At 65.7% G+C, this 19,687-nt stretch carries 21 protein-coding genes; 12 read left to right on the top strand and 9 right to left on the bottom strand.

Annotated features, from left to right (window positions below):
- Window positions 1-3 precede the first annotated feature (3 nt).
- A complete protein-coding gene (locus ACZ9BC_RS09895) occupies window positions 4-1,302 on the bottom strand; it encodes an MFS transporter (protein WP_476245784.1) in 1,299 nt (432 codons plus the stop codon).
- A 199-nt stretch (window positions 1,303-1,501) separates the two neighbouring features.
- Between ACZ9BC_RS09895 and ACZ9BC_RS09890 the strand changes: the two genes are divergently transcribed.
- Together ACZ9BC_RS09890 and ACZ9BC_RS09885 are read left to right on the top strand one after the other, a co-directional pair.
- Entirely contained in the window at window positions 1,502-2,317 is an 816-nt protein-coding gene (locus tag ACZ9BC_RS09890) for an IclR family transcriptional regulator (protein WP_476245783.1), read from the top strand.
- 118 nt (window positions 2,318-2,435) lie between these two features.
- A complete protein-coding gene (locus tag ACZ9BC_RS09885) occupies window positions 2,436-3,287 on the top strand; it encodes a hypothetical protein (RefSeq protein ID WP_476245782.1) in 852 nt (283 codons plus the stop codon).
- Between the two features lie 47 nt (window positions 3,288-3,334).
- On the opposite strand, the gene ACZ9BC_RS09880 is transcribed toward ACZ9BC_RS09885, so the two are convergent.
- The gene (locus ACZ9BC_RS09880; protein WP_476245781.1) at window positions 3,335-3,943 is read right to left on the bottom strand and encodes a nucleoside/nucleotide kinase family protein; all 609 of its coding nucleotides are present in this window, start codon (window positions 3,941-3,943) and stop codon (window positions 3,335-3,337) included.
- Between the two features lie 224 nt (window positions 3,944-4,167).
- On the opposite strand from ACZ9BC_RS09880, the gene ACZ9BC_RS09875 reads away from it, so the two are divergent.
- The gene (locus tag ACZ9BC_RS09875; RefSeq protein WP_476245780.1) at window positions 4,168-4,440 is read left to right on the top strand and encodes a hypothetical protein; all 273 of its coding nucleotides are present in this window, start codon (window positions 4,168-4,170) and stop codon (window positions 4,438-4,440) included.
- 1 nt (window position 4,441) lies between these two features.
- Complete coding sequence (locus ACZ9BC_RS09870; RefSeq protein ID WP_476245779.1) at window positions 4,442-5,374, top strand: threonine/serine dehydratase; 933 nt, start codon at window positions 4,442-4,444, stop codon at window positions 5,372-5,374.
- A gap of 34 nt (window positions 5,375-5,408) precedes the next feature.
- On the opposite strand, the gene ACZ9BC_RS09865 is transcribed toward ACZ9BC_RS09870, so the two are convergent.
- Window positions 5,409-5,747 carry a hypothetical protein gene (locus ACZ9BC_RS09865; RefSeq protein ID WP_476245778.1) on the bottom strand — a complete coding sequence of 113 codons (339 nt, stop codon included), beginning with the start codon at window positions 5,745-5,747 and terminating at the stop codon, window positions 5,409-5,411.
- Window positions 5,748-5,899: 152 nt separating this feature from the next.
- On the opposite strand from ACZ9BC_RS09865, the gene ACZ9BC_RS09860 reads away from it, so the two are divergent.
- Window positions 5,900-6,820: an SMP-30/gluconolactonase/LRE family protein gene (locus tag ACZ9BC_RS09860; RefSeq protein WP_476245777.1), complete on the top strand. Its 921-nt coding sequence runs from the start codon at window positions 5,900-5,902 to the stop codon at window positions 6,818-6,820.
- Window positions 6,821-6,900: 80 nt separating this feature from the next.
- Here the strand turns inward: ACZ9BC_RS09860 and ACZ9BC_RS09855 are convergent, their stop codons facing one another.
- The 3 genes from ACZ9BC_RS09855 to ACZ9BC_RS09845 form a co-directional block, all read right to left on the bottom strand.
- Window positions 6,901-7,542 (bottom strand): NADPH-dependent F420 reductase, encoded by a 642-nt coding sequence (locus ACZ9BC_RS09855; protein WP_476245776.1) that lies wholly within the window; start codon window positions 7,540-7,542, stop codon window positions 6,901-6,903.
- Between the two features lie 70 nt (window positions 7,543-7,612).
- Window positions 7,613-8,287: a YitT family protein gene (locus ACZ9BC_RS09850; protein ID WP_476245775.1), complete on the bottom strand. Its 675-nt coding sequence runs from the start codon at window positions 8,285-8,287 to the stop codon at window positions 7,613-7,615.
- The gene (locus tag ACZ9BC_RS09845) at window positions 8,284-9,378 is read right to left on the bottom strand and encodes a histidinol-phosphate transaminase (protein WP_476245774.1); all 1,095 of its coding nucleotides are present in this window, start codon (window positions 9,376-9,378) and stop codon (window positions 8,284-8,286) included. Before ACZ9BC_RS09845 ends, ACZ9BC_RS09850 begins: the two co-directional genes overlap by 4 nt.
- 91 nt (window positions 9,379-9,469) lie before the next feature.
- Here ACZ9BC_RS09845 and ACZ9BC_RS09840 point away from each other — a divergent pair, with 91 nt between their 5' ends.
- Window positions 9,470-9,952 (top strand): Lrp/AsnC family transcriptional regulator, encoded by a 483-nt coding sequence (locus ACZ9BC_RS09840; protein ID WP_476245773.1) that lies wholly within the window; start codon window positions 9,470-9,472, stop codon window positions 9,950-9,952.
- Between the two features lie 22 nt (window positions 9,953-9,974).
- On the opposite strand, the gene ACZ9BC_RS09835 is transcribed toward ACZ9BC_RS09840, so the two are convergent.
- Complete coding sequence (locus tag ACZ9BC_RS09835; protein ID WP_476245987.1) at window positions 9,975-10,871, bottom strand: LysR family transcriptional regulator; 897 nt, start codon at window positions 10,869-10,871, stop codon at window positions 9,975-9,977.
- Window positions 10,872-10,994: 123 nt separating this feature from the next.
- On the opposite strand from ACZ9BC_RS09835, the gene ACZ9BC_RS09830 reads away from it, so the two are divergent.
- From ACZ9BC_RS09830 to ACZ9BC_RS09820, 3 genes are read left to right on the top strand one after another with little or no spacing between them, the layout of a single operon-like run.
- Window positions 10,995-12,071 (top strand): M20/M25/M40 family metallo-hydrolase, encoded by a 1,077-nt coding sequence (locus ACZ9BC_RS09830; protein ID WP_476245772.1) that lies wholly within the window; start codon window positions 10,995-10,997, stop codon window positions 12,069-12,071.
- A 33-nt stretch (window positions 12,072-12,104) separates the two neighbouring features.
- Window positions 12,105-12,419, top strand: a complete 315-nt coding sequence (locus ACZ9BC_RS09825; RefSeq protein WP_476245771.1) for a hypothetical protein — start codon at window positions 12,105-12,107, stop codon at window positions 12,417-12,419.
- A 15-nt stretch (window positions 12,420-12,434) separates the two neighbouring features.
- Entirely contained in the window at window positions 12,435-13,751 is a 1,317-nt protein-coding gene (locus ACZ9BC_RS09820) for an MFS transporter (protein WP_476245770.1), read from the top strand.
- Window positions 13,752-13,764: 13 nt separating this feature from the next.
- Here the strand turns inward: ACZ9BC_RS09820 and ACZ9BC_RS09815 are convergent, their stop codons facing one another.
- The gene (locus ACZ9BC_RS09815; RefSeq protein ID WP_476245769.1) at window positions 13,765-14,442 is read right to left on the bottom strand and encodes an FMN-dependent NADH-azoreductase; all 678 of its coding nucleotides are present in this window, start codon (window positions 14,440-14,442) and stop codon (window positions 13,765-13,767) included.
- A gap of 169 nt (window positions 14,443-14,611) precedes the next feature.
- Between ACZ9BC_RS09815 and ACZ9BC_RS09810 the strand changes: the two genes are divergently transcribed.
- Together ACZ9BC_RS09810 and ACZ9BC_RS09805 are read left to right on the top strand one after the other, a co-directional pair.
- On the top strand, window positions 14,612-15,034 hold the full coding sequence (locus ACZ9BC_RS09810; RefSeq protein ID WP_476245768.1) for a winged helix-turn-helix transcriptional regulator: 423 nt from the start codon (window positions 14,612-14,614) through the stop codon (window positions 15,032-15,034).
- A gap of 199 nt (window positions 15,035-15,233) precedes the next feature.
- Window positions 15,234-17,228, top strand: coding sequence for a rhamnogalacturonan lyase (locus ACZ9BC_RS09805; protein WP_476245767.1), 1,995 nt, complete (start codon window positions 15,234-15,236; stop codon window positions 17,226-17,228).
- 70 nt (window positions 17,229-17,298) lie between these two features.
- Here ACZ9BC_RS09805 and ACZ9BC_RS09800 read toward each other — a convergent pair whose 3' ends face one another.
- Window positions 17,299-18,177, bottom strand: a complete 879-nt coding sequence (locus ACZ9BC_RS09800) for a MurR/RpiR family transcriptional regulator (RefSeq protein WP_476245766.1) — start codon at window positions 18,175-18,177, stop codon at window positions 17,299-17,301.
- A gap of 104 nt (window positions 18,178-18,281) precedes the next feature.
- On the opposite strand from ACZ9BC_RS09800, the gene ACZ9BC_RS09795 reads away from it, so the two are divergent.
- On the top strand, window positions 18,282-19,685 hold the full coding sequence (locus ACZ9BC_RS09795; protein ID WP_476245765.1) for an MFS transporter: 1,404 nt from the start codon (window positions 18,282-18,284) through the stop codon (window positions 19,683-19,685).
- Window positions 19,686-19,687: the final 2 nt, after the last annotated feature.

The following is a 19,687-nucleotide window of genomic DNA, read 5'->3' as shown; positions in this document are numbered from 1 at the left end:
AGGTCAGGCGACGAGTTCGGCGTCCCGGTTCACAGCTGTGCGCCGGGCCGCCCTGGTGCGGAGGGCCAGCATCAGCACCGCGCCCAGTACGGCCGGTGCCGCAAAGGCCATGGCGGCCGCCGGCACTCCGCCGCCGATGCTCACCAGCAGTGCGCCGTACGTGGGCCCGGCGATGGCACCGATGCGTCCCACCGCCAGCGCCCAGCCCAGCCCCGTGGCACGGGTGGCCGCAGGGTAGAACTGGGCGATGTAGTCGTTGATCATGTTTTGCGTGCCCAGCCCGCCAAAGCCTGCCACGGCGGCGAGCACCGTCATCACCGCGGCGGGCGGGTTGACGGACATCAGGAGCAGGGCGGCGGCGGCACTGGCGAAACCAACGATCACCAGCGGCCGGGGTCCGAATTTCTGGCTGGCAACCGAGGCCAGGACGGTGCCCACCACGGCGCCCACCGAGTAGGCCAGCAGGAAAGACACGGAGGAGCCGACGCCGAACCCTGCCGTCCGCATGATCTGCGGGAGCCAGGTGCTGACGCCGAAGATGGTGAGCAGGCTCAGTACCGTGATGGCCCACAGCAGGAGGGTGGTGCGGGCGGTGCCCTGGGCAAACAGTGCACGGGTGGGGGAGATGCGGACGGCGGCTGCCGGGACGTCGGCGGTGCGGGGCAGGCCATACAGGGCCTCAATCCGGTCTGCCTCCGCGGTGCGGAGTTGGGTCCGCAGGAACGACGGCGACTCCGGCAGCAGGAACCAGGCGAACGGAACCAGCAGCAGGCCGCCCGCGCCGATGGCGTAGACCGGGCGGAAGCCGCTCGATTCCAGCAGGGCCAGCGACGTCAGGGAGGCTACTACCGTGCCGGTCGCCGGCCCGGTGAGGACGGCGCCCAGGACCAGGGACTTCTTGCCCGGCGGGGCGAACTCGTTGGTGAGCGCCACCGCCGTCGGAAGCAGGCCGCCCACGCCGAAGCAGGCGATGAAGCGGAACACCGCAAACAGTTCCCAGGTGGGAGCCGCCGCGCATGCCAGCATGGCCAGCGAAAACAGGGCCAGGGCGCTGACGAAGATCCGCCGCCGGCCCAGCCGGTCCGTCAAAGTTCCGACGATGAGGGAGCCGAGCAGCATGCCCACCAGCGCAATGGACCCCACGGCGCCCGCAGCGGCGGGCGTGACGTTGAACGGCGGCTGGCCGATCAGGCCGGGAAGGGTGGCGCCGTAGACGTAGAGGTCGTAACCGTCGGCGAGCAGGCCGAGCCAGCACAAAACAAATATTCCGAGCAGGGACTTCCTGGGGGCATTGGAGTTCATCGTTGATTCCAATCGGGGGAGGGGCGGCAACAAGATCGCCGGCGGGACGTCCATCAGCCTGTCCCCGAACCCAAGCTTTCGAAATCGTACTTTTCACTCAGTGAAAAGTCACTTTGTGGCGGGCGCCACAAACGGAAGGCTTGGAGGAGGACATCAAGGGCGTGGAGGGATTGTGGCGGGAGCAGGCAGGGCGGCCGGAGTGATTCCCCAAGGTGCCGGCCAGCCAGTGGTGGTCCGGGCGCTCAGCCTGTTGGGGCAGTTCACGGAGCAACGCCGTGCCCTCAACCTGTCCGAGCTCTCCCGCCTGGCCGGCCTCGCCCCGGCCACCACCCTTCGCCTGGCCCGGCACCTCACGGAATGGGGTGCCTTGGAGCGGCTGGAGGACGGGCGCTATGTGGTGGGTGTCCGGCTCTGGGAGATCGCGTCGCTCTCGCCCCGCGGGCACGGTGTGCGGCAGATAGCACTGCCGTACCTTGAGGACCTGTACGAGGTGACCCGCCATCATGTACTCCTCGCCGTCCTCGAAGGCATCGACGCGGTCCTCATCGACAGGCTCTCGTCCCGGACCGCAACCGAGGTGGCCTACCGCGTGGGAGGCCGTCTGCCCCTGCGGACAACCGCCGTCGGGCAGGTGCTGCTTGCCCATGCCGGACCGGAACTGCAGGCGGAGGTATTCGCGCAGCCTGGGGATGCCGAGCCCGGGTCCGGAAGCATGCCGGCCAGGGAACTGCGCGCGGCGCTCGCCGGAGTCAAGCAGTCCGGTGCCGCCGTGGTCCGCAGGACCCATCCCTCACGGACTGTGTCCGTAGCAGCACCCATCCTCGGAGCGGACGGCGGCGTTGTTGCGGCGCTGTCCATCGTGGTTCCGGATGCGGCCACACCGGCCCATGAACTGGTTCCCCTGGTAAGGGCTGCTGCCCGGGCCATCTCCAGGAACCTGGGACACCAGGCGAAGGCCAGCGGCGCGTGGCGGCATCCGCCGTCCACCGCGTCCGCCCTCAGCCGCACCCCCTGACCGGCACCCTGATGCGGACACGGCACCTAAAGTTATGGCTCCGTGACGTGCGAGCCCGGCGATGACCCTTTAGGCTGGAAACACTAAGCATGCTTTCTATCTCGAAAGGGTTGTCCTCATGCGTAAAGTTCCAGCACTCGGACTGATGACTGCTGCAATGCTGGCCCTGGCCGGCTGCACGGGTGGCGGCGGCGGTTCCGCCACCCCCACAGCGACGACGACGCCGTCTGCGACGGCGACCGAAGACGCGAAGGTGTACACCGAGGATGAGCTTCGCAACCTCATCTCCGGCAAGACCGACGCGGACGGCAGCGAACTTAAGCTCTACTCCAAGGAGCAGGTGGACCAGGGCGGGAACATCGCCAACCTGCTCCTGAGCACGGCCACCGTGGATCCTGAGGACTGCAAGGACATTGCCACCGCGGGCCTCCTGGACACCGTGGAAAACGGCGAGGTGGCCGTCGCGATCTCCGAAGGCAACTCGCCCCGCACCCTCTCCGCCCAGTCGGGCAGCGAAGGGCCCGATGCCGAGGAGGTCCTTGCCGACATCAAGGGCAAAATGAGCCAGTGCGCCACCTTCACTGTGCAGGCGCTGGGCCAGAACTACGAAGTGTCCAGCGAGGAACTGCAGGCGAACACCGATGCGGAGGAGACCTTCGCGACCCTCAGCACCCGCAGCGGGGAGAACCAGCAGAAGCTGATGCAGGTATCCGCGGCTGAGGACAGGCTGCTGGTAGTGGCCACCAAGAGCGGCGCAGACCTAGGTGACGCAGACAAGAAGGAACTCGAGGACCTCATCAATGAGGTGCTTGAGCAGGCCGACGGCGGCGCGACGTCCAGCCCGACGTCGACTTCCACGTCGCGTTCCACGGGCACTGCCTCGCCTGACGAGTCACCGTCACCCACAGTGACGGTCACCGAGACGGTTGACAGCGAAACGTCGACGGCCTCGCCGACGGCCTCGGAGTAGTAGGGCAAACCGGAAAGGTGGGCGGACCTGTTGGTCCCGCCCACCTTTTACTTCGTGGCGGCTTTCTTTGCCGGAGCCGGGATGCGGCCCTGAATTTCGGTGACAACGGACTCAAGCCGGCCAGCCAGTTCCGGGGCCGGAAGGGTTGCATCCACCTTGACGAAGCTTTCATATTCCGGCAGCCCCGCATAGGCATCCCTGAAGGCGGCGAGGTCCGCCAGGGTCTCGGCGTCTGTTCCGCGGGCAACAATCCGCCGGTGCGCCTCACCGGGGTCCACGTCCAGGTGGATGACGGCATCCGGGTGCGGCAGCACGGCCAGGAGCCACGGCAGAAACCGGCCGCGGGGCAGGCCTTTGGTGGCGCGGAGGGCCAGCTGGCAGTAGAGGTGGCGGTCCATGACCACCAGCCCGTCGAAGCGGCCGGCACGCACATGGGAGACCAGGACATTCCAGACGCGGAAGATGGTTTCGATGCCGTCAGCCAGGCGGTCCGGCAGCCGGATCCCCCACTTTGCGGCGAGGACCGACATGCTGCGCCGGCCCGCATGGTTGTTCAGCAGCAGTACCTTGCCGCCCTTGGCTTGAACGTCGGACACCAGGGCACGGGCCGCCGTGGACTTGCCGGAACCGTCGATTCCGGTAAGAACAATAATCACGTGGCCTCCTTCCGCCATGGGGTTAAACGCCGGGGACGCCGCGGAAGTCCCGGTTGAGTCGCAATTCACAGGTAACGGGCCGGTTTTCACAGCTTACGCCGGACAATTCACAGGTTCGGCCCTGCTGCCTGCCGAACCCGCGTGTGCAGCCGTAGGCTGGAAACCGGTGCCGGGCGACGCTCCGGTGCCGGGCAACCAGTTTTCCCACGGTGAAAGGCAGGACCATGACCGCTTCCAATGACGAACCCCAGAACACCGCGGACCTTCGGGGGCCCGGCGATCCTGACGAAGCCAAGGGTGCTTCCGATGCAGTAACGGAGGCCCCGCAGAGCGGGCAGCACCCCGAGCTTCCCCACGCGTCCAACATCCGCGAGGAGCAGCAGGCGCACGCGGCCGGCACCGTACCGGCGTCGTACGTGGGAAGCGGCGACCCTGGCCAGGACGACAAGCCCGAGGAAGCGCTGGAGGAGCCGGGTATCTGGGACGACGAGGTCTGACGTGATCACCCGCGCCGACGTGGACCGTGCCGCGCGCCGGACCGCCGGCCTTACCCGGCTCACCCCCGTAATGGAGGCTGACCGGGACGCGTTTCCCGGCCCCGTCTGGTTCAAGTGCGAATTTATGCAGCACACCGGGACCTTCAAGGCCCGTGGGGCCCTCAACCGGATCCTGGCCAGCAAGGAACGCGGCGAACTGCGCCCGGAGGTGGGCGTGGTGGTGGCCTCCGGCGGAAATGCCGGGCTCGCCAATGCCTTCGCGGCCGCGCAGCTCGGCGTGCCTGCCACTGTGTTTGTTCCTGCCGCCGCGCCGGAGGTCAAGGTCCGGAAGCTGAAGGCCATCGGCGCCACGGTGGTGCAGGGCGGCGCGGAATATGCCGTCGCGTACCAGGCGGCCGTTGCGCATGCCAAGGAAACCGGCGCGGTCTACTGCCATGCCTATGACCAGCCGGAAATCGCGGCCGGCGCAGGAACGGTGGGATCCGAACTGCTGGACCAGGTGCCCGGCGTGGAGACCGTCCTGGTGGCCGTGGGCGGCGGCGGACTGATGGCAGGGATCGCCGCTGCCGTGGAGGGCCATGCCAAGGTGGTGGCGGTGGAACCCGCAACGGCTCCCACGCTGCACGCGGCGCTGTCCGCCGGAAAACCAGTGGACGTGCCGGTCTCCGGAGTGGCTGCGGACTCTTTGGGCGCCCGCAGCATCGGTGACATCGGCTTCTCCGTGGCGGTCCGCACCGGCGTCGAAAGCGTCCTGGTGTCCGACGACGACATCATTGCCGCCCGTGCGGCCCTCTGGGACGGCTACCGGATGGTGGTGGAGCACGGCGCCGCGGCCGCGTACGCCGCGCTGGCCTCCGGCGCCTATACGCCGCGCCCTGACGAGCGCGTGGCCGTCATCCTGTGCGGCGCCAATACGGACCCGGCCACCCTGTAGTCCAGGCGGCCGGGTCCGGTAAGCGGGGAAATATTTAGCTGCAGAACTGGCTGTACGTGCTGCCGGCCTGCTCGTAGCCTGCCTGGAGTTCGGCCAGCTTGGCTTCGTCCGGCGTCTCCTTGGCCTGCTCGTCCGTGTATTCGAGGATGGACTCCAGCGCAAGCTTGAGATCGTCCGATGCCACCGCGTGGATGGGGCGGATCTGGTTGGCGAGGCGGTTCATGCCTGTCTTGCCGGCGTTGTTGGCGGGGTTCGACACAACGGACTGGATCCGCTCGCAGGTTTCAGCGGTGGACAGTTGGTTGGAGGCGGAGCAGGCCGTGGCGGAGACAACGAGGCCGGCGGCGAACAGGGCTGTGGCGAATTTCTTCATGGGTCCCTCAGTAGTCGATTGAGGTTTCGATTGTAAGCAGAAGGGGGGCTTTGATGCCTTGGCGGGCCTATCCGGCAGTCTTAAACTGGCAGCACCATCGTGCGGAGCTGCCGCAGATCGGCCCCGCGCATCCGCCCAATCAAGGAAGCATCATGCGCCGAAACGTACAGCGCCGTACCGCGGTCGGATTCATCGCTCTTCTAGCTTTGCTGTTGCCCACCGCACTGCCGGCAACAGCCTCACCGCCGTCCCGGGACGACGTCATTGTGCTCGACGGCGCCACCTCCGCCGAGGGCATAGCGGCCGGGCGGGGACACACGTTCTATGCCGGGGAGCTGTTTTCCGGGGACATCTTCAGGGGCGACATCCGAGGGGGTAAAGCTACGCGGTTCATCGATGCCCCAGCCGATCGGATGGCAGTGGGAATGGCGTTCGACGAGCGCAGAAACCTTCTGTTCGTGGCCGGCGGGTTTACCGGAAAGGCTTTTGTTTACAACACGAAAACAAAAGAGGCTGTTGGTGTTTTCGAGCTGGGACAGGGGGTGATCAACGATGTCACTCTCACTGATGACGGCGCCTGGTTCACTAACTCGGCCCGCGGTGAGCTCTATCGCCTGAAGGTGAGCTGGGATGGCAAGCGGGGCGAGGTAACAACGCGGTCCTTGAGCGGGCCAGCCGCTGATCTTACGGGCGAATTCAACCTCAACGGGATTGCCTCTGCGAGGGGAGGCAGGGTCCTCATCGTGGCGCATTCGGTAAATGGTGCCCTCTACACAGTGGATTCCCAGTCAGGAAAGAGCGCATTGATAGAAGGCGTTAGCGTTCCGTTCGTCGACGGCATCGTTGTAAGGGGCAAGACGATCTGGGCGGTGCAAAACCAGCTGGACCAGGTCAGCCGCATCAAGCTCAACCACGATTTCTCGTCCGGCGTCGTCAAGGACGTCATCAAGAGCCCGCACTTCGACGTCCCCGCGACGGCGGCGTTGTTTGGCAACACTCTTGCGGTGGTGAACGCCCAGTTCGAACAGCCACCAAGCCCGTTTGAGGTGGTTCTGGTCCCAGCACGAGACTAACCAAGAAACCTTATCCGGCTGGCAGCAGACGCGCGTTCGCGGCGCTGCTGCCAGCCGGTTTCGGGTGTCCGGATGCAGTGCTAGACGGTCCGCTGGGCCTTGGCCAGGTTGTCCTTGAGCTCCTGGGCGTTCTGCCGCACCACATAGGCCGGGCGGTCCCGCTCAACCCGCCAGCTGTCCTCCAGCAGACCGATGTTTACGGTGTCGAAGCCGAACTCGTCGTACAGGCTGGTTACCAGTTCGGCGGCTTCTGGGTAGTCGCTGGCGGTTGCGAGTGCGCGGCGGTTCTGCGTCCCGGTGGGGGTCCCGTCCGTGGTGATGTCGGAAGCCATGATGTGGTTGAAGCCCTTGGCCAGCTTGGACTCCGGCAGGTGTTCCTGCAGCAGCCCGGACGTGGTGGCTTCGCCGTTGTCCAGGGCGGGGATCCGGCCGTCCCGCTCCCAGTAGTAATTGTTGGTGTCGATCACGATTTTGCCGGCCAGCGGCTCCACCGGGACGTCCTTGTAGTTCTTCAGCGGGACGGTGACCACGGCGAAGTCGCCGGCCGCCGCTGCTTCTGCCGGGGTCGCGGCACGGGCCTTGGCACCGAGTTCCGCCACCAGGTCTGCCAGTGTCTCCGGCCCGCGGGAGTTGCTGATGACTACGTCGTAGCCCAGTTCCACCGCCTTCCGGGCAACTTGGCTTCCAATATGTCCTGCACCGATGATTCCGATTGTTGTCATGTGGGCGGCAACCACGGCCCCTCCGAAGATATTTCTGGCCGTTTCGGGGAATAAAGGGGCGGCCTGGCGGCTACCTTCCCAGGTAGCGGCCGGGGCGGTGGTTCAGGGCGACGATGAGGTTCAGGAGGGTGGCGCCGGCCGCGGACAGCAAAACCATCAGCGGTGGCACCAGTGCCAGGGCGGCCAGCACGATGGCCACGTCCAGCACCATCTGCACATACCCGGCACGCCACTTCAGTTTGTCCTGCAGCAGCAGGGCCAGAATATTGAATCCGCCCAGGCTGGACTTGTGCCGGAAGATGATCAGCAGTCCGACGCCGGCCAGCAGGTTTCCGCCCAGCACCCCATACACGGGATCGATGTCCAGGGCGCCGAGCGCCGCCGGATGCATGCTGGCCATGACGGAGACCAGGGCAACGGCGGCCCCGGTCCGCAGCGCAAAGTTCCTGCCCTTCTTCCAAACCGCCAGGCCGAAGAACGGCAGGTTCACCGCCATGAAGATGACGCCGAAGGGCAACGGAATGGTGTAGCTGAGAAGCAGGGCCAGGCCAGCGGTCCCGCCGGTGACGGCTTCACTGGATTTGAGCAGGTACAGGCCCAGCGACGCAGCGAACGTGCCGGTGAGGATGCCGAGGACGTCCTCAGCCAGGGAATGGCGGACGGCCGACGGCGGCGTGGCGGGTGCCGCCGTCGTCCCTTCTTCCGGCGTGGCCGGGACAGCGGTGGTTACAGTCGAGGTGCTCACTGGGCAGCAAACCGCCCGCGGTCCGAAAGGACGGCAAGCACCCGGTCATTCGTTTCCCTGTCCGCCAGGGTGATCCGGACGCCGTCGCCCGCGTAGCCGCGGGCCAGGATGTCCGCCGCGGAAAGCGCGTCCAGCAGTTGCTCGCGCAGCTCGTCCGAGGCACGGAGCCAGTAGAAGTTGGCCTGGCTGTCCGGGACGTTCCAGCCGAAGCCGCGGAGCGCTGCGATGACGCGGGTGCGTTCCTCGGCCACCGCGCTGGTGCGTGCCACGATCTCATCCGCGGCCGACAGCGATGCGACGGCGGCGGCTGCGGCCATCCGGTTGACGCCGAAGGGGATGGCGGTGCGGCGGAGGCCGTCGGCCACGGAAGGCCGGGCAACGGCATATCCGATGCGCAGGCCGGCCAGGCCGTAGGCCTTCGAGAAGGTCCGCAGGATGCACAGGTTGGGATACCGCCGGTAGAACTCCAGGGAGTCCAGGCCGGGCCCGCGCTGGTATTCGATGTAGGCCTCGTCCAGGACCACCAGGACCCGCGGCGGGACGGCACGCAGGAATTCCTCGAGCGCATCCGTTTCAATGGACACGCCCGTGGGGTTGTTGGGGGAGCAGAGGATCACCAGCCGGGTGCGGTCCGTAATGGCGGCGGCCATGGCGGCAAGGTCGTGCTGCTCGTTGTCCAGCAGCGGTACGGGGACGGGCGCGGCGCCGGCCACCGTGACCAGGATGGGGTAGGCCTCGAAGGACCGCCACGCAAAAACAACCTCGTCTCCGTGGTCACAGACCGCAGAGATGATCTGCTGCAGAACCCCCGAGATGCCCGGCCCCGCCGCAATTTCGTCGGCTGACACCGAGTGGTGGCGGGCGATCGCTTCGCGGGCATCCACCGCACCCATGCTGGGGTAGCGGTGCATCCGGGCAGCCTCTGCCGGGATGACGTCGACGACGGACGGCAGGGGAGCGAAATGGCTCTCGTTCGAGGCCAGGGCAGCAGTCAGTGCCGACTCTGCGCTCTTGCCGGCAACATATGCGGGAAGGCTGGCGACGGCGGCGCGAAGTCCGGGCGCTGCCGCTTCGGGGAGGGTACTGGTCATACAGGCATCGTGTGACACGGCGTGGAGTGTGCGCAACACAGCCGTTCCTTGCAGGACAGATCGAGGCTGCCGGATGGACGGAGGTGGCAAAATGCTCACTATGCACCTCATTGATGCTCTTGATGCCGAGATCCTCCTCACACTTGACGGGGATCCGCAGGCCACGGTCCTGTCCCTTTCGCGGACACTCGGCGTGGCACGAAACACCGTCCATGCCCGGCTCCGGCGCCTGGTCAGCGACGGCAGCCTGGCCCCCTTCAGCCAGCGGGTCCGCACCGAGGCGCTGGGGCTCCCGCTGATCGCCTTCATCTCGATTTCGGTCAGCCAGTCCTCAAGTGACGAGGCGGTGGCGGCGCTGCGGACCATCCCTGAAATCATCGAAATGCACGCCACCACCGGGGACGCCGACCTGCTGGCCAAGGTTGCCGCGAAGGACCCGGCCGACCTGCACAGGGTCGCCAACAGCATGTTGGCAATTGCCGGCGTCGTACGCACCAGCACGGCCATGTCGCTGGTGGAAGTGATGCCCACCCGGACCCTGCCGCTGCTGCGGGCGGCGGCCGGGCGGGAGTAAGCCGCAGGTCCGGAAGGTGCGCTCAGGCGAGCAGGTCCAGGGCGTCGATCAGGGCGTCAACGAACGCCGTGAGGATGGCCGGCTGGGTGCGGCCGGTCATGGTTTGTATCTGCCCCTGCCGCTGCCGCAAAACCGGATGGTCGAGGTGGACCGTCACCAGGTCCTCGCGGTCCCGCTGGTCCAGCGCCAGGCCGCTGACCAGGGAAACGCCCACGCCGGCACGGGCAAACTCGATGACCGGGTTGATGTGGTCGCTTTGCAGCGTGATGGTCGGGGTGAGGCCCTCGATCTGCATCGCCAGGTCGAACAGTTCGCGCTGGCTGGAGCCGGGCGCAGTGACGGCGAGCTTGTACCGGCAAAGGTCCTTCAGGCTGGCTGACGGCTGCACTGCCAGCGGATGGTCCGGGGCGACCAGCGCGAAAGCCACCGGGGTGGGCGTGGAGTGTTCCACCGTCACCTTCGATTGCGGGCCCAGGGAGAACACCACCGCGACGTCGGCCTCCCCCTCCGCTACCCGCCGGGTCCCTTCCGAGGAGGAGACGACGTCGAGGTGAAATTCGACGTCGTCGTGCTGGCGGCTGAAACGGGCGATGGCTGAGGGAACCCAGATCCGGGCAAAGCCTTCCGCGCAGGCTACCCGGAGAGTGCGGGTTTTCCGCTGCATGGACACCAGCAGTTCCTCTCGGACCGCAGCCCCCTCGGCTTCGGCCCGCCTGACGTACGCCAGAAGAAGGCGGCCGGCCTCGGTCAGATCTACGCCCCTGGCATGCCGGTTGAACAAGGGGGTGCCCAGGGATGTTTCCAGCTTGTTGATTTGCCTGCTGATAGCTGACGCGGAGACGTGGAGCTTTTCGGCAGCGTCGGTCAGGGTGCCCTCCTGCGCGACGGAGTCGAAGTACAGCAGGGCGGGCGTCAGCATGTTCACCTCAAGCCGCCAAGGTTTGCATAAAAGTCAAAGCTCATGAACGAAACGATACTGGTCGTTTGCCCCTACGTGCACCTAACTTTGGATTCACCCCCGGAAAACGAAGGATGGAAACGGATGCAGGAACGCAATGATCTCCTACGCTCAGCTGGGGAGTTTGTCGACTCCGGCGGGTTCCAGGCGGATCTGGAAAGGCTGGTCTCCTACCCCTCGGAGAGCTCCACCGCAGAAGGGCGCGTTGCGCTGAAGTCATACCTGGATGACGTCATTGAGCCTGCTCTCCACCCCCTGGGCTGCACCGTTGAACGCTTCGACTCCTGGCGCGGCGGGCTCAACTCCTTCCTCGTGGCTACCCGGCACGAGGGTGCGGACCTGCCCACCGTGCTTTGTTACGGGCATGCAGATGTGACGGACGGCCAGGACGCCGCGTGGTCCGGGGGCCGCAGCCCCTGGACGCTGAGTGCGGAAGGGGAGAGGTGGTACGGCCGGGGTTCGGCAGACAACAAGGGCCAGCACTGGGTCAACATCGTGGCGCTCCGGCTGCTCCTTGAGCAGCGCGGCCGGTTGGGTTTCAACCTGGTGTTCCTGCTCGAAGGCGCCGAAGAAATTGGCTCCCCGGACCTCGCGGACTTTGCGGCGGAATACCGCGACTTGCTGCGGGCCGACGTCTTCATCGGATCCGACGGGCCGCGTCTGGCTGCCGAAAGCCCCACCGTCTTCCTGGGCGCCCGGGGCGGCATCAGCTTCGATCTGGTGGCTGACTTGCGCAGCAATTCCTACCACTCAGGAAACTGGGGCGGCCTTCTGCGCAACCCGGCCACCACCGTTGCCGCCGCCGTCGCTTCACTCGTGGACGGGCACGGAATCATCAAGCTTCCGGAGCTCCTCCCGGCCGGAATACCGGATTCCGTGGCGGCGGCCCTTGATCTCATTGACCTGGTCCTCAGCCCGGATGACCCGGCCGCCGATCCCACCTGGGGCGACGGCTCGCTCAGCCCTGCCGAACGCCTCTATGCGTGGAACACGCTCGAAGTCCTGGCGCTCGGGGCCGGCGATCCGGACAAACCCGTGAATGCCATCCCCGGTTCCGCCCGCGCAGCCCTGCAGCTCAGGTTCGTGCCCGGAACCGACATCGCGAACCTGGAAACCGCCATACGCCGGCACCTGGACGCGGCAGGCTTCAGCATGGTTTAGCTCTCCGTAGGCACATCCTTCCCTGCCAGCCGTTTGGACCCGGCCAATCCGTGGGTTTCCTGGGCCGCCAATTCTCTGGAAAACACCACTGGCCGCACACCCGTGGTGCTGCCCAACATCGGCGGTTCACTTCCCAGCTTTGTCTTCGCGGATGTCCTGGAGCTCCCCACCCTGTGGATTCCGCACTCCCACCCCGGCTGCCAGCAGCACGCACCGGACGAGCACCTCCTCGCATCAGTGGCCAGGGAGGGCCTGCAGATTGCCTGCGGGTTGTTCTTCGACCTGGCCCGCACCGGCGCTCCCGCCCCGGAACCCACTCATTCCCTTTCCGTCAGCTCCGTATCCTGAGACCTTGGAGTTCCCATGACTATTCCGCAGCAGAAGAACCACGCAAGCCCTCCCGCCGCCATCCGCCGGGAGGGCCAGGCGGACAACCCGCCCTCGGCCACACGGGGAATCATCGCGGCCACCATCGGCAACGCCCTTGAATGGTTCGATATCGCCATTTACGCATTGCTCGCCATCTACATCGGGCGGAACTTCTTCCCCAGTGACGATCCCGGCGTTGAGCTGATCCAGGCCTTTGCCGTCTTCGGTGTCTCCTACCTCATCAGGCCGCTGGGCGGACTGGTGCTGGGGTCCTTCGCCGACAAGCACGGACTGAAAAAGGGCCTCACGGTCACCATCCGGCTCATGGTTTTGGGCACGGCCCTGCTGGCCTTCATGCCCAATTACGACACCATTGGAATCCTGGCGCCCATCGGCATTGTGCTGGCGCGTCTGATCCAGGGCTTCTCGGCTGGCGGGGAATTCGGCGCGGCAACCGCCTACCTCATCGCACAGAACGGTAAGCGCAAGGGCTTCCTGGGAAGTTTCCAGTTCGCCAGCCAGGGGCTGGGCGGCCTGATCGCCGCAATCTTTGTCGCCGTCCTGACCACCGTGCTCTCCGACGTGCAGATGACTGAATGGGGCTGGCGGATACCATTCCTGTTCGGCCTGCTGGTAGGGCCTGCCGGATTCCTGATCCGTAAGGAAATGAAGGAAGTTCCACCCGCACAGGACCAGGGGGAAAAGAAGCACTCACCCATCAAGGAGGTGTTCGCAACCCAGAAAACCGGCATGCTGATCGCCGGCGGCGCGCTCGCCGTGTCCACCGCCCTGAACTTCATCCTCCAGTACATGCCCACCTTCGCCATCAAAGAGCTGGGGCTTGAACCCGGCGTCGCCTTCACCTCGCTCATCATCACCGGCGCCATCCTCACCCTCGGCACACCTTTGGTGGGACACCTGGCAGACAAGTACGGCCGGCTGACCATCATGGTGCCCACCGTCATCGTGCTGCTGCTCGCCGTCGTGCCGCTGTTTCTCTGGGTCATCACGGCACGCTCGTTCGTGGTGCTGGCCCTGGTGATGACCATCCTCGGCCTGCTTAAGGCGGCCTACTTCGGGGCGCTTCCGTCCGTAATGTGTGATTCCTTCGACGCCAGGACAAGGGCAACGGGGCTGTCCTTCAGCTACAACACGGCAGTGGTGGCCTTCGGCGGGTTCACCCCCATGATTGCCGCCTATCTGGTGCAGCAGACGGGGCAGGCGGTGGCGCCCGGCTACTACCTGGCAGTGGTGGCGGTCATCAGCCTCGCCGCCCTTGCCGCGGGACTGAAGCTGCGGGGGATCCGCTAGCGCATATGCGAGGTCAGCCGTTGACGGGCTGCAGGATATCGGGGCGGACCAGCCGGGAGGCGAAGACGCCAGCCGCTTCCCGCAGCCCGTCTTCCGCTTGCCTGCGGGCAGCGTCCACGTCTGCACCCACCACGGTGGGGGCAAAACGGACATGTGCGGCGTCCGTGATCCCCACGAACTGCAGCCAGTCAGCAAAGAACGTGCTGCTGAAGTCCTGCCCGAACGCCGAGGGGATGCCCGGAGCGTAGACGCCGCTGGTGTGGATGGCAACGGCCTGCTTGCCGGTCATCAGGCCGGTGTAGCCGGACTCCGGGTGGAAGCCGAAGCTCCAGCCCGGCTGCGTCACCAGGTCGATCCACTGCTTCAGCACGTACGGAACCCCGGCGTTCCACATGGGAATGTTGAAGACGTAGCTGTCCGCGGCCGCGAACTGTTCGAACACTGACCGGGCGGAACGCCACGCGGCCGCCTGCCCGGGGGACTGCTCCTGGCCTGCGAACACCGCCATCTTGGCGGCAGCAGCCGTGCTTCCGAACTCCGGCAGGGCGCCGTCGTCGAAAAGGTTCAGCGTCTCCACCTCGAAAGCCTGCCCGGCCGCTTCCCGGACCGAGCCGAGGAAGAAGCGTGCGAGCTGCAGGGACAAACTCCTGGAACCGCGGGGCGAAGCGTTGACATGCAGGATGGTGGGCATGGGTATCCTTTCGGGAATTACGTGGGCGCATATGCGGGCCGCTGGTCCGATCATTCCTGCAGGCCCGGCGGACCGTAAGAAGGCACTTCAAAGTGCCGGGGGCACCTGCAGGTGCCTTATACCGGCGCGGTAGGCTGTGGTGCCAGCGAAACGCGAGGGGGACGCGGACATGACAATGACGGCAGAGCAGCAGCGCCAAAAGGCCGGTACTACTTACAACGCGGCACTGGAGCATTGCCCGGCGCGTCAACTGCTCGAGACGATCAGCAGCAAGTGGGTCACGCTCGTGATGCTGGAGCTCGCCGAAGGCCGCCTGCGCCACAGTGAACTGCGCCGGCGGATCCCCGGCGCGAGCCAAAAAATGCTGACATCCACCCTTCGGACATTGGAACGGGACGGTTTGCTCAGCCGCACCCTCACGCCGTCCGTGCCGGTCCGCACCGACTATCAGCTCACGGCCCTGGGCCGTTCCCTCCTTGGCCTGATTTACGGGATGAAGGAGTGGGCGGAGGACAGCATGCCCGCGGTGATGGAGGCCCGGATGAGGCACAACCAAGGCGGTCCCGCTGCGTCCGCAGATGCACAGCAATAGAACAAATCCTCCCATTTAGTACCGGAAAGCCCTTGACCGCGTTCAAGTGCCGCTGATAAACCTAAAGGGCAGAAAGCGTTTTCTACCCACCTGGAACTCCCCCGGCAGATTGACTTTGGAGGACGTCAGGCGCGTGAGTGAAACGTTCCAACCTGTTGTGCGGCAGACTCAGCTGCCGCCGCATCAAAGGAGATGTTCTTTGCCTTATCCCTCGAAATGCTCCCTCCGATCCAGGGCCGGCAGGGCCTGGAAAGCCGCGCCCCTGGCCGCTGCCGCCTCCCTGACCGCGGCGGCGCTCGCCTTCACCGGGGTTCCCCTGGCCCAGGCAGACCCCAGCCTTCCGGCTGCCTCCGGCAAGGCGGACCTCAAGCGCCAGGTGGAGAACCTGGACCGGGCGCCGGTAGCCGTGGTGACGGACCAGGGTGTCTCCCTGGGCTGGCGCATGCTGGGCCTGGACCAGGACAGCGTCGGGTTCCACGTGATCCGCGACGGCGTCCAGCTCACCGACGAGCCCATCCGCAACACCACAACGTACGTTGACCCGGCAGGAACCGCAGCCTCGAAATACGTCATCAAGACCGTGGGCAACGGCAACGGGCAGGACAAGCTCAGTGCCGAATTCACGCCGCTGCCGCAGAACTACCTGTCCATCAAGCTGGACAAGCCGGCCGACGGCGTCAGCAAGGATGGAAAGCCGTACACCTACACCGCCAACGACGCCACCACGGCGGACCTGGACGGAGACGGCAGCTACGAGATCATCCAGCTCTGGAACCCGTCCAACGCGCAGGACAACTCGAAGTCCGGCTACACGGGCAACGTCTACGTTGACGCCTACAAGATGGACGGCACGAAGCTCTGGCGCATCGACCTCGGGCACAACATCCGTGCCGGCGCCCACTACACGCAGCTGCTGGCCTACGACTTCGACGGCGACGGCAAGGCAGAGGTCTCCTTCAAGACCGCGGACGGCACCAAGGACGCTGCGGGCACCGTCATCGGCGACGCCGCGGCGGACCACCGCAACAGCGGCGGCTACATCCTCTCCGGCCCCGAGTACCTCACCGTTTTCAACGGCGCCACCGGAACCATCATGGACACTGTGCCCTACGACCCGCCGCGCGGCACCGTGTCCGCCTGGGGCGACGGCTACGGCAACCGCGTGGACCGCTTCCTCGCAGCCGTGGCCTACCTCGACGGCGAGAAGCCCTCCCTGATGTTCAGCCGCGGCTACTACACCCGCACCGTCCTGGTCACCTACGACCTGGTGGGCGGCAAGCTGGTCAAGCGCTGGACGTTCGACTCCGACGCCGCTGGCAGCGAGTACAAGGGCCAGGGCAACCACAACCTCTCCGTGGCGGACGTGGACCAGGACGGCAAGGACGAGTTCGTTTTCGGTTCCATGACCATCGACGACAACGGCGCCCCGCTGTACAACACCAAGCTGGGCCACGGCGACGCCATCCACACCAGCGACCTGGACCCCTCCCGGCCCGGCTTGGAGACCTTCGCCGTGCACGAAAGCATGAGCCAAAGCGGCAACCGCGGCGCCACCCTCCGCGACTCCGCCACCGGCGAGGTGCTCTGGAGCATCCCGGCCACCCGCGACACCGGGCGCGGCGCAGCCGGGGACATCGATCCCCGCTACGCCGGCGCCGAAGGCTGGGCCGTCGGCGGAGACGCTGCCTGGAACTCCCCGGTGGGCCAGCTGCGCTCGGCCAAGGGTGAGCTCATTGCAAACAAGATCCCGGCCGCCAACTTCCTGGCCTGGTGGGACGGGGACCTGCTCCGCGAAATTGTGGACCACGACTTCGACGCCGTTGCCGGCGTGGGTGTGCCCACCATCTCCAAGTGGAACTGGGAAACCGAGTCCAGCGACAGGCTGCTGACGGCCGCCGGCGCCCGCACCAACAACCACACCAAGGGCAACCCGTCACTGCAGGCGGACCTGCTGGGTGACTGGCGCGAGGAACTTGCTTTCCCGTCGTCGGACAGCACGGAACTGCGGATCTATACCAGCACCTCACCCACCGAGGTCCGGCTCCGCACCCTCATGCATGATCCGGTGTACCGCACCGCCGTGGCCCGGGAGAACGTAGCGTATAACCAGCCGCCGCACCCCAGCTTCTTCATCGGCGAGGGCATGGAAACGCCGGCCATGCCGTCCGTGACTTACGCAGGCACGGACAAATAAAGAAGCAGCAACGGCAAAGCGCCGCCCGCCTCGGGGGAGAGGCGGGCGGCGCTTTTGCTGTGCGGATGTCCTACGAACTGGACCGAGGGTGCATGATCCTCATCTGGTCCCAGGTGCGCTCGGAGGCAGCGATGTTCTGGTTGGACCGCTCGCGGTCCAGGGAGGCAAGCTCGACTGCGATGGCCTGCACCGCGGTTACGGCACCTGTGAGGGAAGGGAAGAATCCTGCACCTTCGGTGGGAACCACGATCCGGTGCTCCGCGTGCACTGCCACCGGGGAACCCGCGCTGTCCGTCACCGACACGATGGGCGTGCCCAAATTGTGCGCGATCTCGACAGCGCGCATGGTGCTGTCATAGACCCGCCACAAGCTGATTGCAATCACCAGGTCCTCGGAGCCGAGCCGTGCGATGGAGTTGGTCAGTGCGGCCACATCGGCGTCGAGGAGCCGCACGTTGTAGCCGGCAATGATCGCGTTGTGTTCCAAAGCCTTGCCCGGAATGGCGTAACTGCCGCCTGCCACGATGAACGTTTGCCGTGCCCCGGCGATGGCCTTGGCGATGCTGTGGACCGCCTGGACATCGAGGGTGCGCTCCAGGTGGGCGAGGTTGGACCGGTCCGTTGACAGGGCGGCCTGCGCAGGGCTGCTGATGTGGTCGTTGTGTTCTGCCGCCACTTCCAGGGCGCTCAGGGACGCCAAAAAGCGCGACCGGAGCTCGAATTGGAAATCTGCCCAGCCCTTAAACCCGAGTGTCTGGGCGGTCCTGGTCACTGTTGAGGCATTGGACGCTGCTGCGGCTGCAATGTCGCTGACCGAGCCGTAGGAGGCAAGCCGCGGCTGGGATCGAAGGATGCCCACCACCTGCGTCTGGCGTGACGCCAGTTTGCGGCCCTGAACGCGGCTGTCCAACCATTCGGCCAGGGACGAACCGTCATTTTCCTGCTTCACCTATTGACCTCCCCATTGTGGTGCACGTAACTTAACAATACATGCACGGATCTGTGCACAACATAGGAAATGTACAATTTCGCCCATTCTGGCAGGATCCCCAAATGTCACTTACCGCACGCCTGGACCGGCTGACCCTCAGCCGCCCGCACTACAAGCTTCTCCTCATTGGAGGCCTCGGCTACTCTTTCGACGGCATGGACGGGGCAGTGGTCGCATTCCTCCTGCCACGAATCCAGGAACTCTGGGGCCTCAGCAACGCGAGCCTCGGGCTGGTCGGTTCGGCCGCCCCGCTGGGCTTCTTCTTCGGTGCCATCCTCTCCGGCTGGATGGGGGACCGCTTTGGCCGCAAGAAGGTCATGCTGTGGGCTTTGGCCTTCTACTGCGTGATGTCGGTGGTGGCGGCGATGGCCCCGAACTTCGAAGTCTTCCTGATTGCACGGATCTTTGCAGGGCTCGGTGCGGGCGCCGAAAGCGTCATCATCGCCCCGTTCCTGTCCGAATTCATCCCGCCGAAGCGGCGCGGCTGGTTCATTGGCACCCTCGCCGGCTTCTTCTCCTTCGGCTTCGTGGGTGCGGCCCTCATCGGGCGCTTCGTGGTTCCCCTGGGCGAGGACGGATGGCGCTGGGCCCAGGTCATCACGGCCGTTCCCATCCTGCTCCTGCTCTGGTGGCGCCGCAGCCTCCCCGAATCTCCCCGGTACCTCATCAGCCGGGGCCGCATGGAGGAAGCCCGGCAGGTGGTCGAGAACTTTGAGCAGAGCGTGGTGAAAGCGACCGGCAAAACCCTCACGCCCCTGGCCGCGGGGAACGAAGAGATTACCGAGCACAAGCAAAAGATCAGCATCTGGAACGCCCTGAAGTTCATGTGGTCAAAGGCCATGCGCCGCCGCACCGCGGTGATCTGGCTGATCTGGTTCGTCATCACCTTCTCCTACTACGGCTTCTTCTCCTGGATACCTACGCTCCTCGTGGGCCGCGGTATCACCGTTACCAGGAGCTTTGAGTACTCGATCATCATCTACCTGGCGCAAATCCCCGGCTACTTCTCCGCGGCCTGGCTCAACGACCGCATCGACCGCAAGAACACCATCGCCCTCTATCTGACGGGTTCCGCGCTCAGCGCCTTCTGGCTCAGCCAGTCCAACGATTCGGGCATGATCCTGGTGGCCGCGGCAACCCTGTCCTTCTTCCTCAACGGCACTTATGCAGGGGTCTACGCCTACACGCCGGAGCTCTTCCCCACATGGATGCGCGCTACCGGTGTTGGCCTTGCAAGTGCCGTCGGCCGTATCGGCAGCATCCTTGCCCCGTCCATCATCGGAATCTTCTCCGTGGCCCTGGGCTTCGGAGGCGTCTTCACCATGACGACCATTGTTCTGACTATCGGTGTCCTGGGCGTCGTCATCTTTGGCGCCTCGACGGCAGGAAAATCCCTTGAGGACATCAACGCCCGCGCCGAGCATGATGCTGCACCGGTCGGGTCAGGCCCGGAGCGGGGACAATGATG

Source organism: Pseudarthrobacter sp. TE3704, from assembly GCF_056279405.1.
This window is presented reverse-complemented; position numbering and strand designations above follow the sequence as displayed.

Coding starts and splice junctions, on each gene's coding strand:
- ACZ9BC_RS09855 (WP_476245776.1), bottom strand. CDS start 7,542: ATGACAACAATCGGAATCATCGGTGCAGGACATATTGGAAGCCAAGTT.
- ACZ9BC_RS09865 (WP_476245778.1), bottom strand. CDS start 5,747: ATGAAGAAATTCGCCACAGCCCTGTTCGCCGCCGGCCTCGTTGTCTCC.
- ACZ9BC_RS09815 (WP_476245769.1), bottom strand. CDS start 14,442: ATGCCCACCATCCTGCATGTCAACGCTTCGCCCCGCGGTTCCAGGAGT.
- ACZ9BC_RS09885 (WP_476245782.1), top strand. CDS start 2,436: ATGCGTAAAGTTCCAGCACTCGGACTGATGACTGCTGCAATGCTGGCC.
- ACZ9BC_RS09830 (WP_476245772.1), top strand. CDS start 10,995: ATGCAGGAACGCAATGATCTCCTACGCTCAGCTGGGGAGTTTGTCGAC.
- ACZ9BC_RS09895 (WP_476245784.1), bottom strand. CDS start 1,302: ATGAACTCCAATGCCCCCAGGAAGTCCCTGCTCGGAATATTTGTTTTG.
- ACZ9BC_RS09835 (WP_476245987.1), bottom strand. CDS start 10,871: ATGCTGACGCCCGCCCTGCTGTACTTCGACTCCGTCGCGCAGGAGGGC.
- ACZ9BC_RS09820 (WP_476245770.1), top strand. CDS start 12,435: ATGACTATTCCGCAGCAGAAGAACCACGCAAGCCCTCCCGCCGCCATC.
- ACZ9BC_RS09810 (WP_476245768.1), top strand. CDS start 14,612: ATGACAATGACGGCAGAGCAGCAGCGCCAAAAGGCCGGTACTACTTAC.
- ACZ9BC_RS09860 (WP_476245777.1), top strand. CDS start 5,900: ATGCGCCGAAACGTACAGCGCCGTACCGCGGTCGGATTCATCGCTCTT.
- ACZ9BC_RS09795 (WP_476245765.1), top strand. CDS start 18,282: ATGTCACTTACCGCACGCCTGGACCGGCTGACCCTCAGCCGCCCGCAC.
- ACZ9BC_RS09875 (WP_476245780.1), top strand. CDS start 4,168: ATGACCGCTTCCAATGACGAACCCCAGAACACCGCGGACCTTCGGGGG.
- ACZ9BC_RS09845 (WP_476245774.1), bottom strand. CDS start 9,378: ATGACCAGTACCCTCCCCGAAGCGGCAGCGCCCGGACTTCGCGCCGCC.
- ACZ9BC_RS09840 (WP_476245773.1), top strand. CDS start 9,470: ATGCTCACTATGCACCTCATTGATGCTCTTGATGCCGAGATCCTCCTC.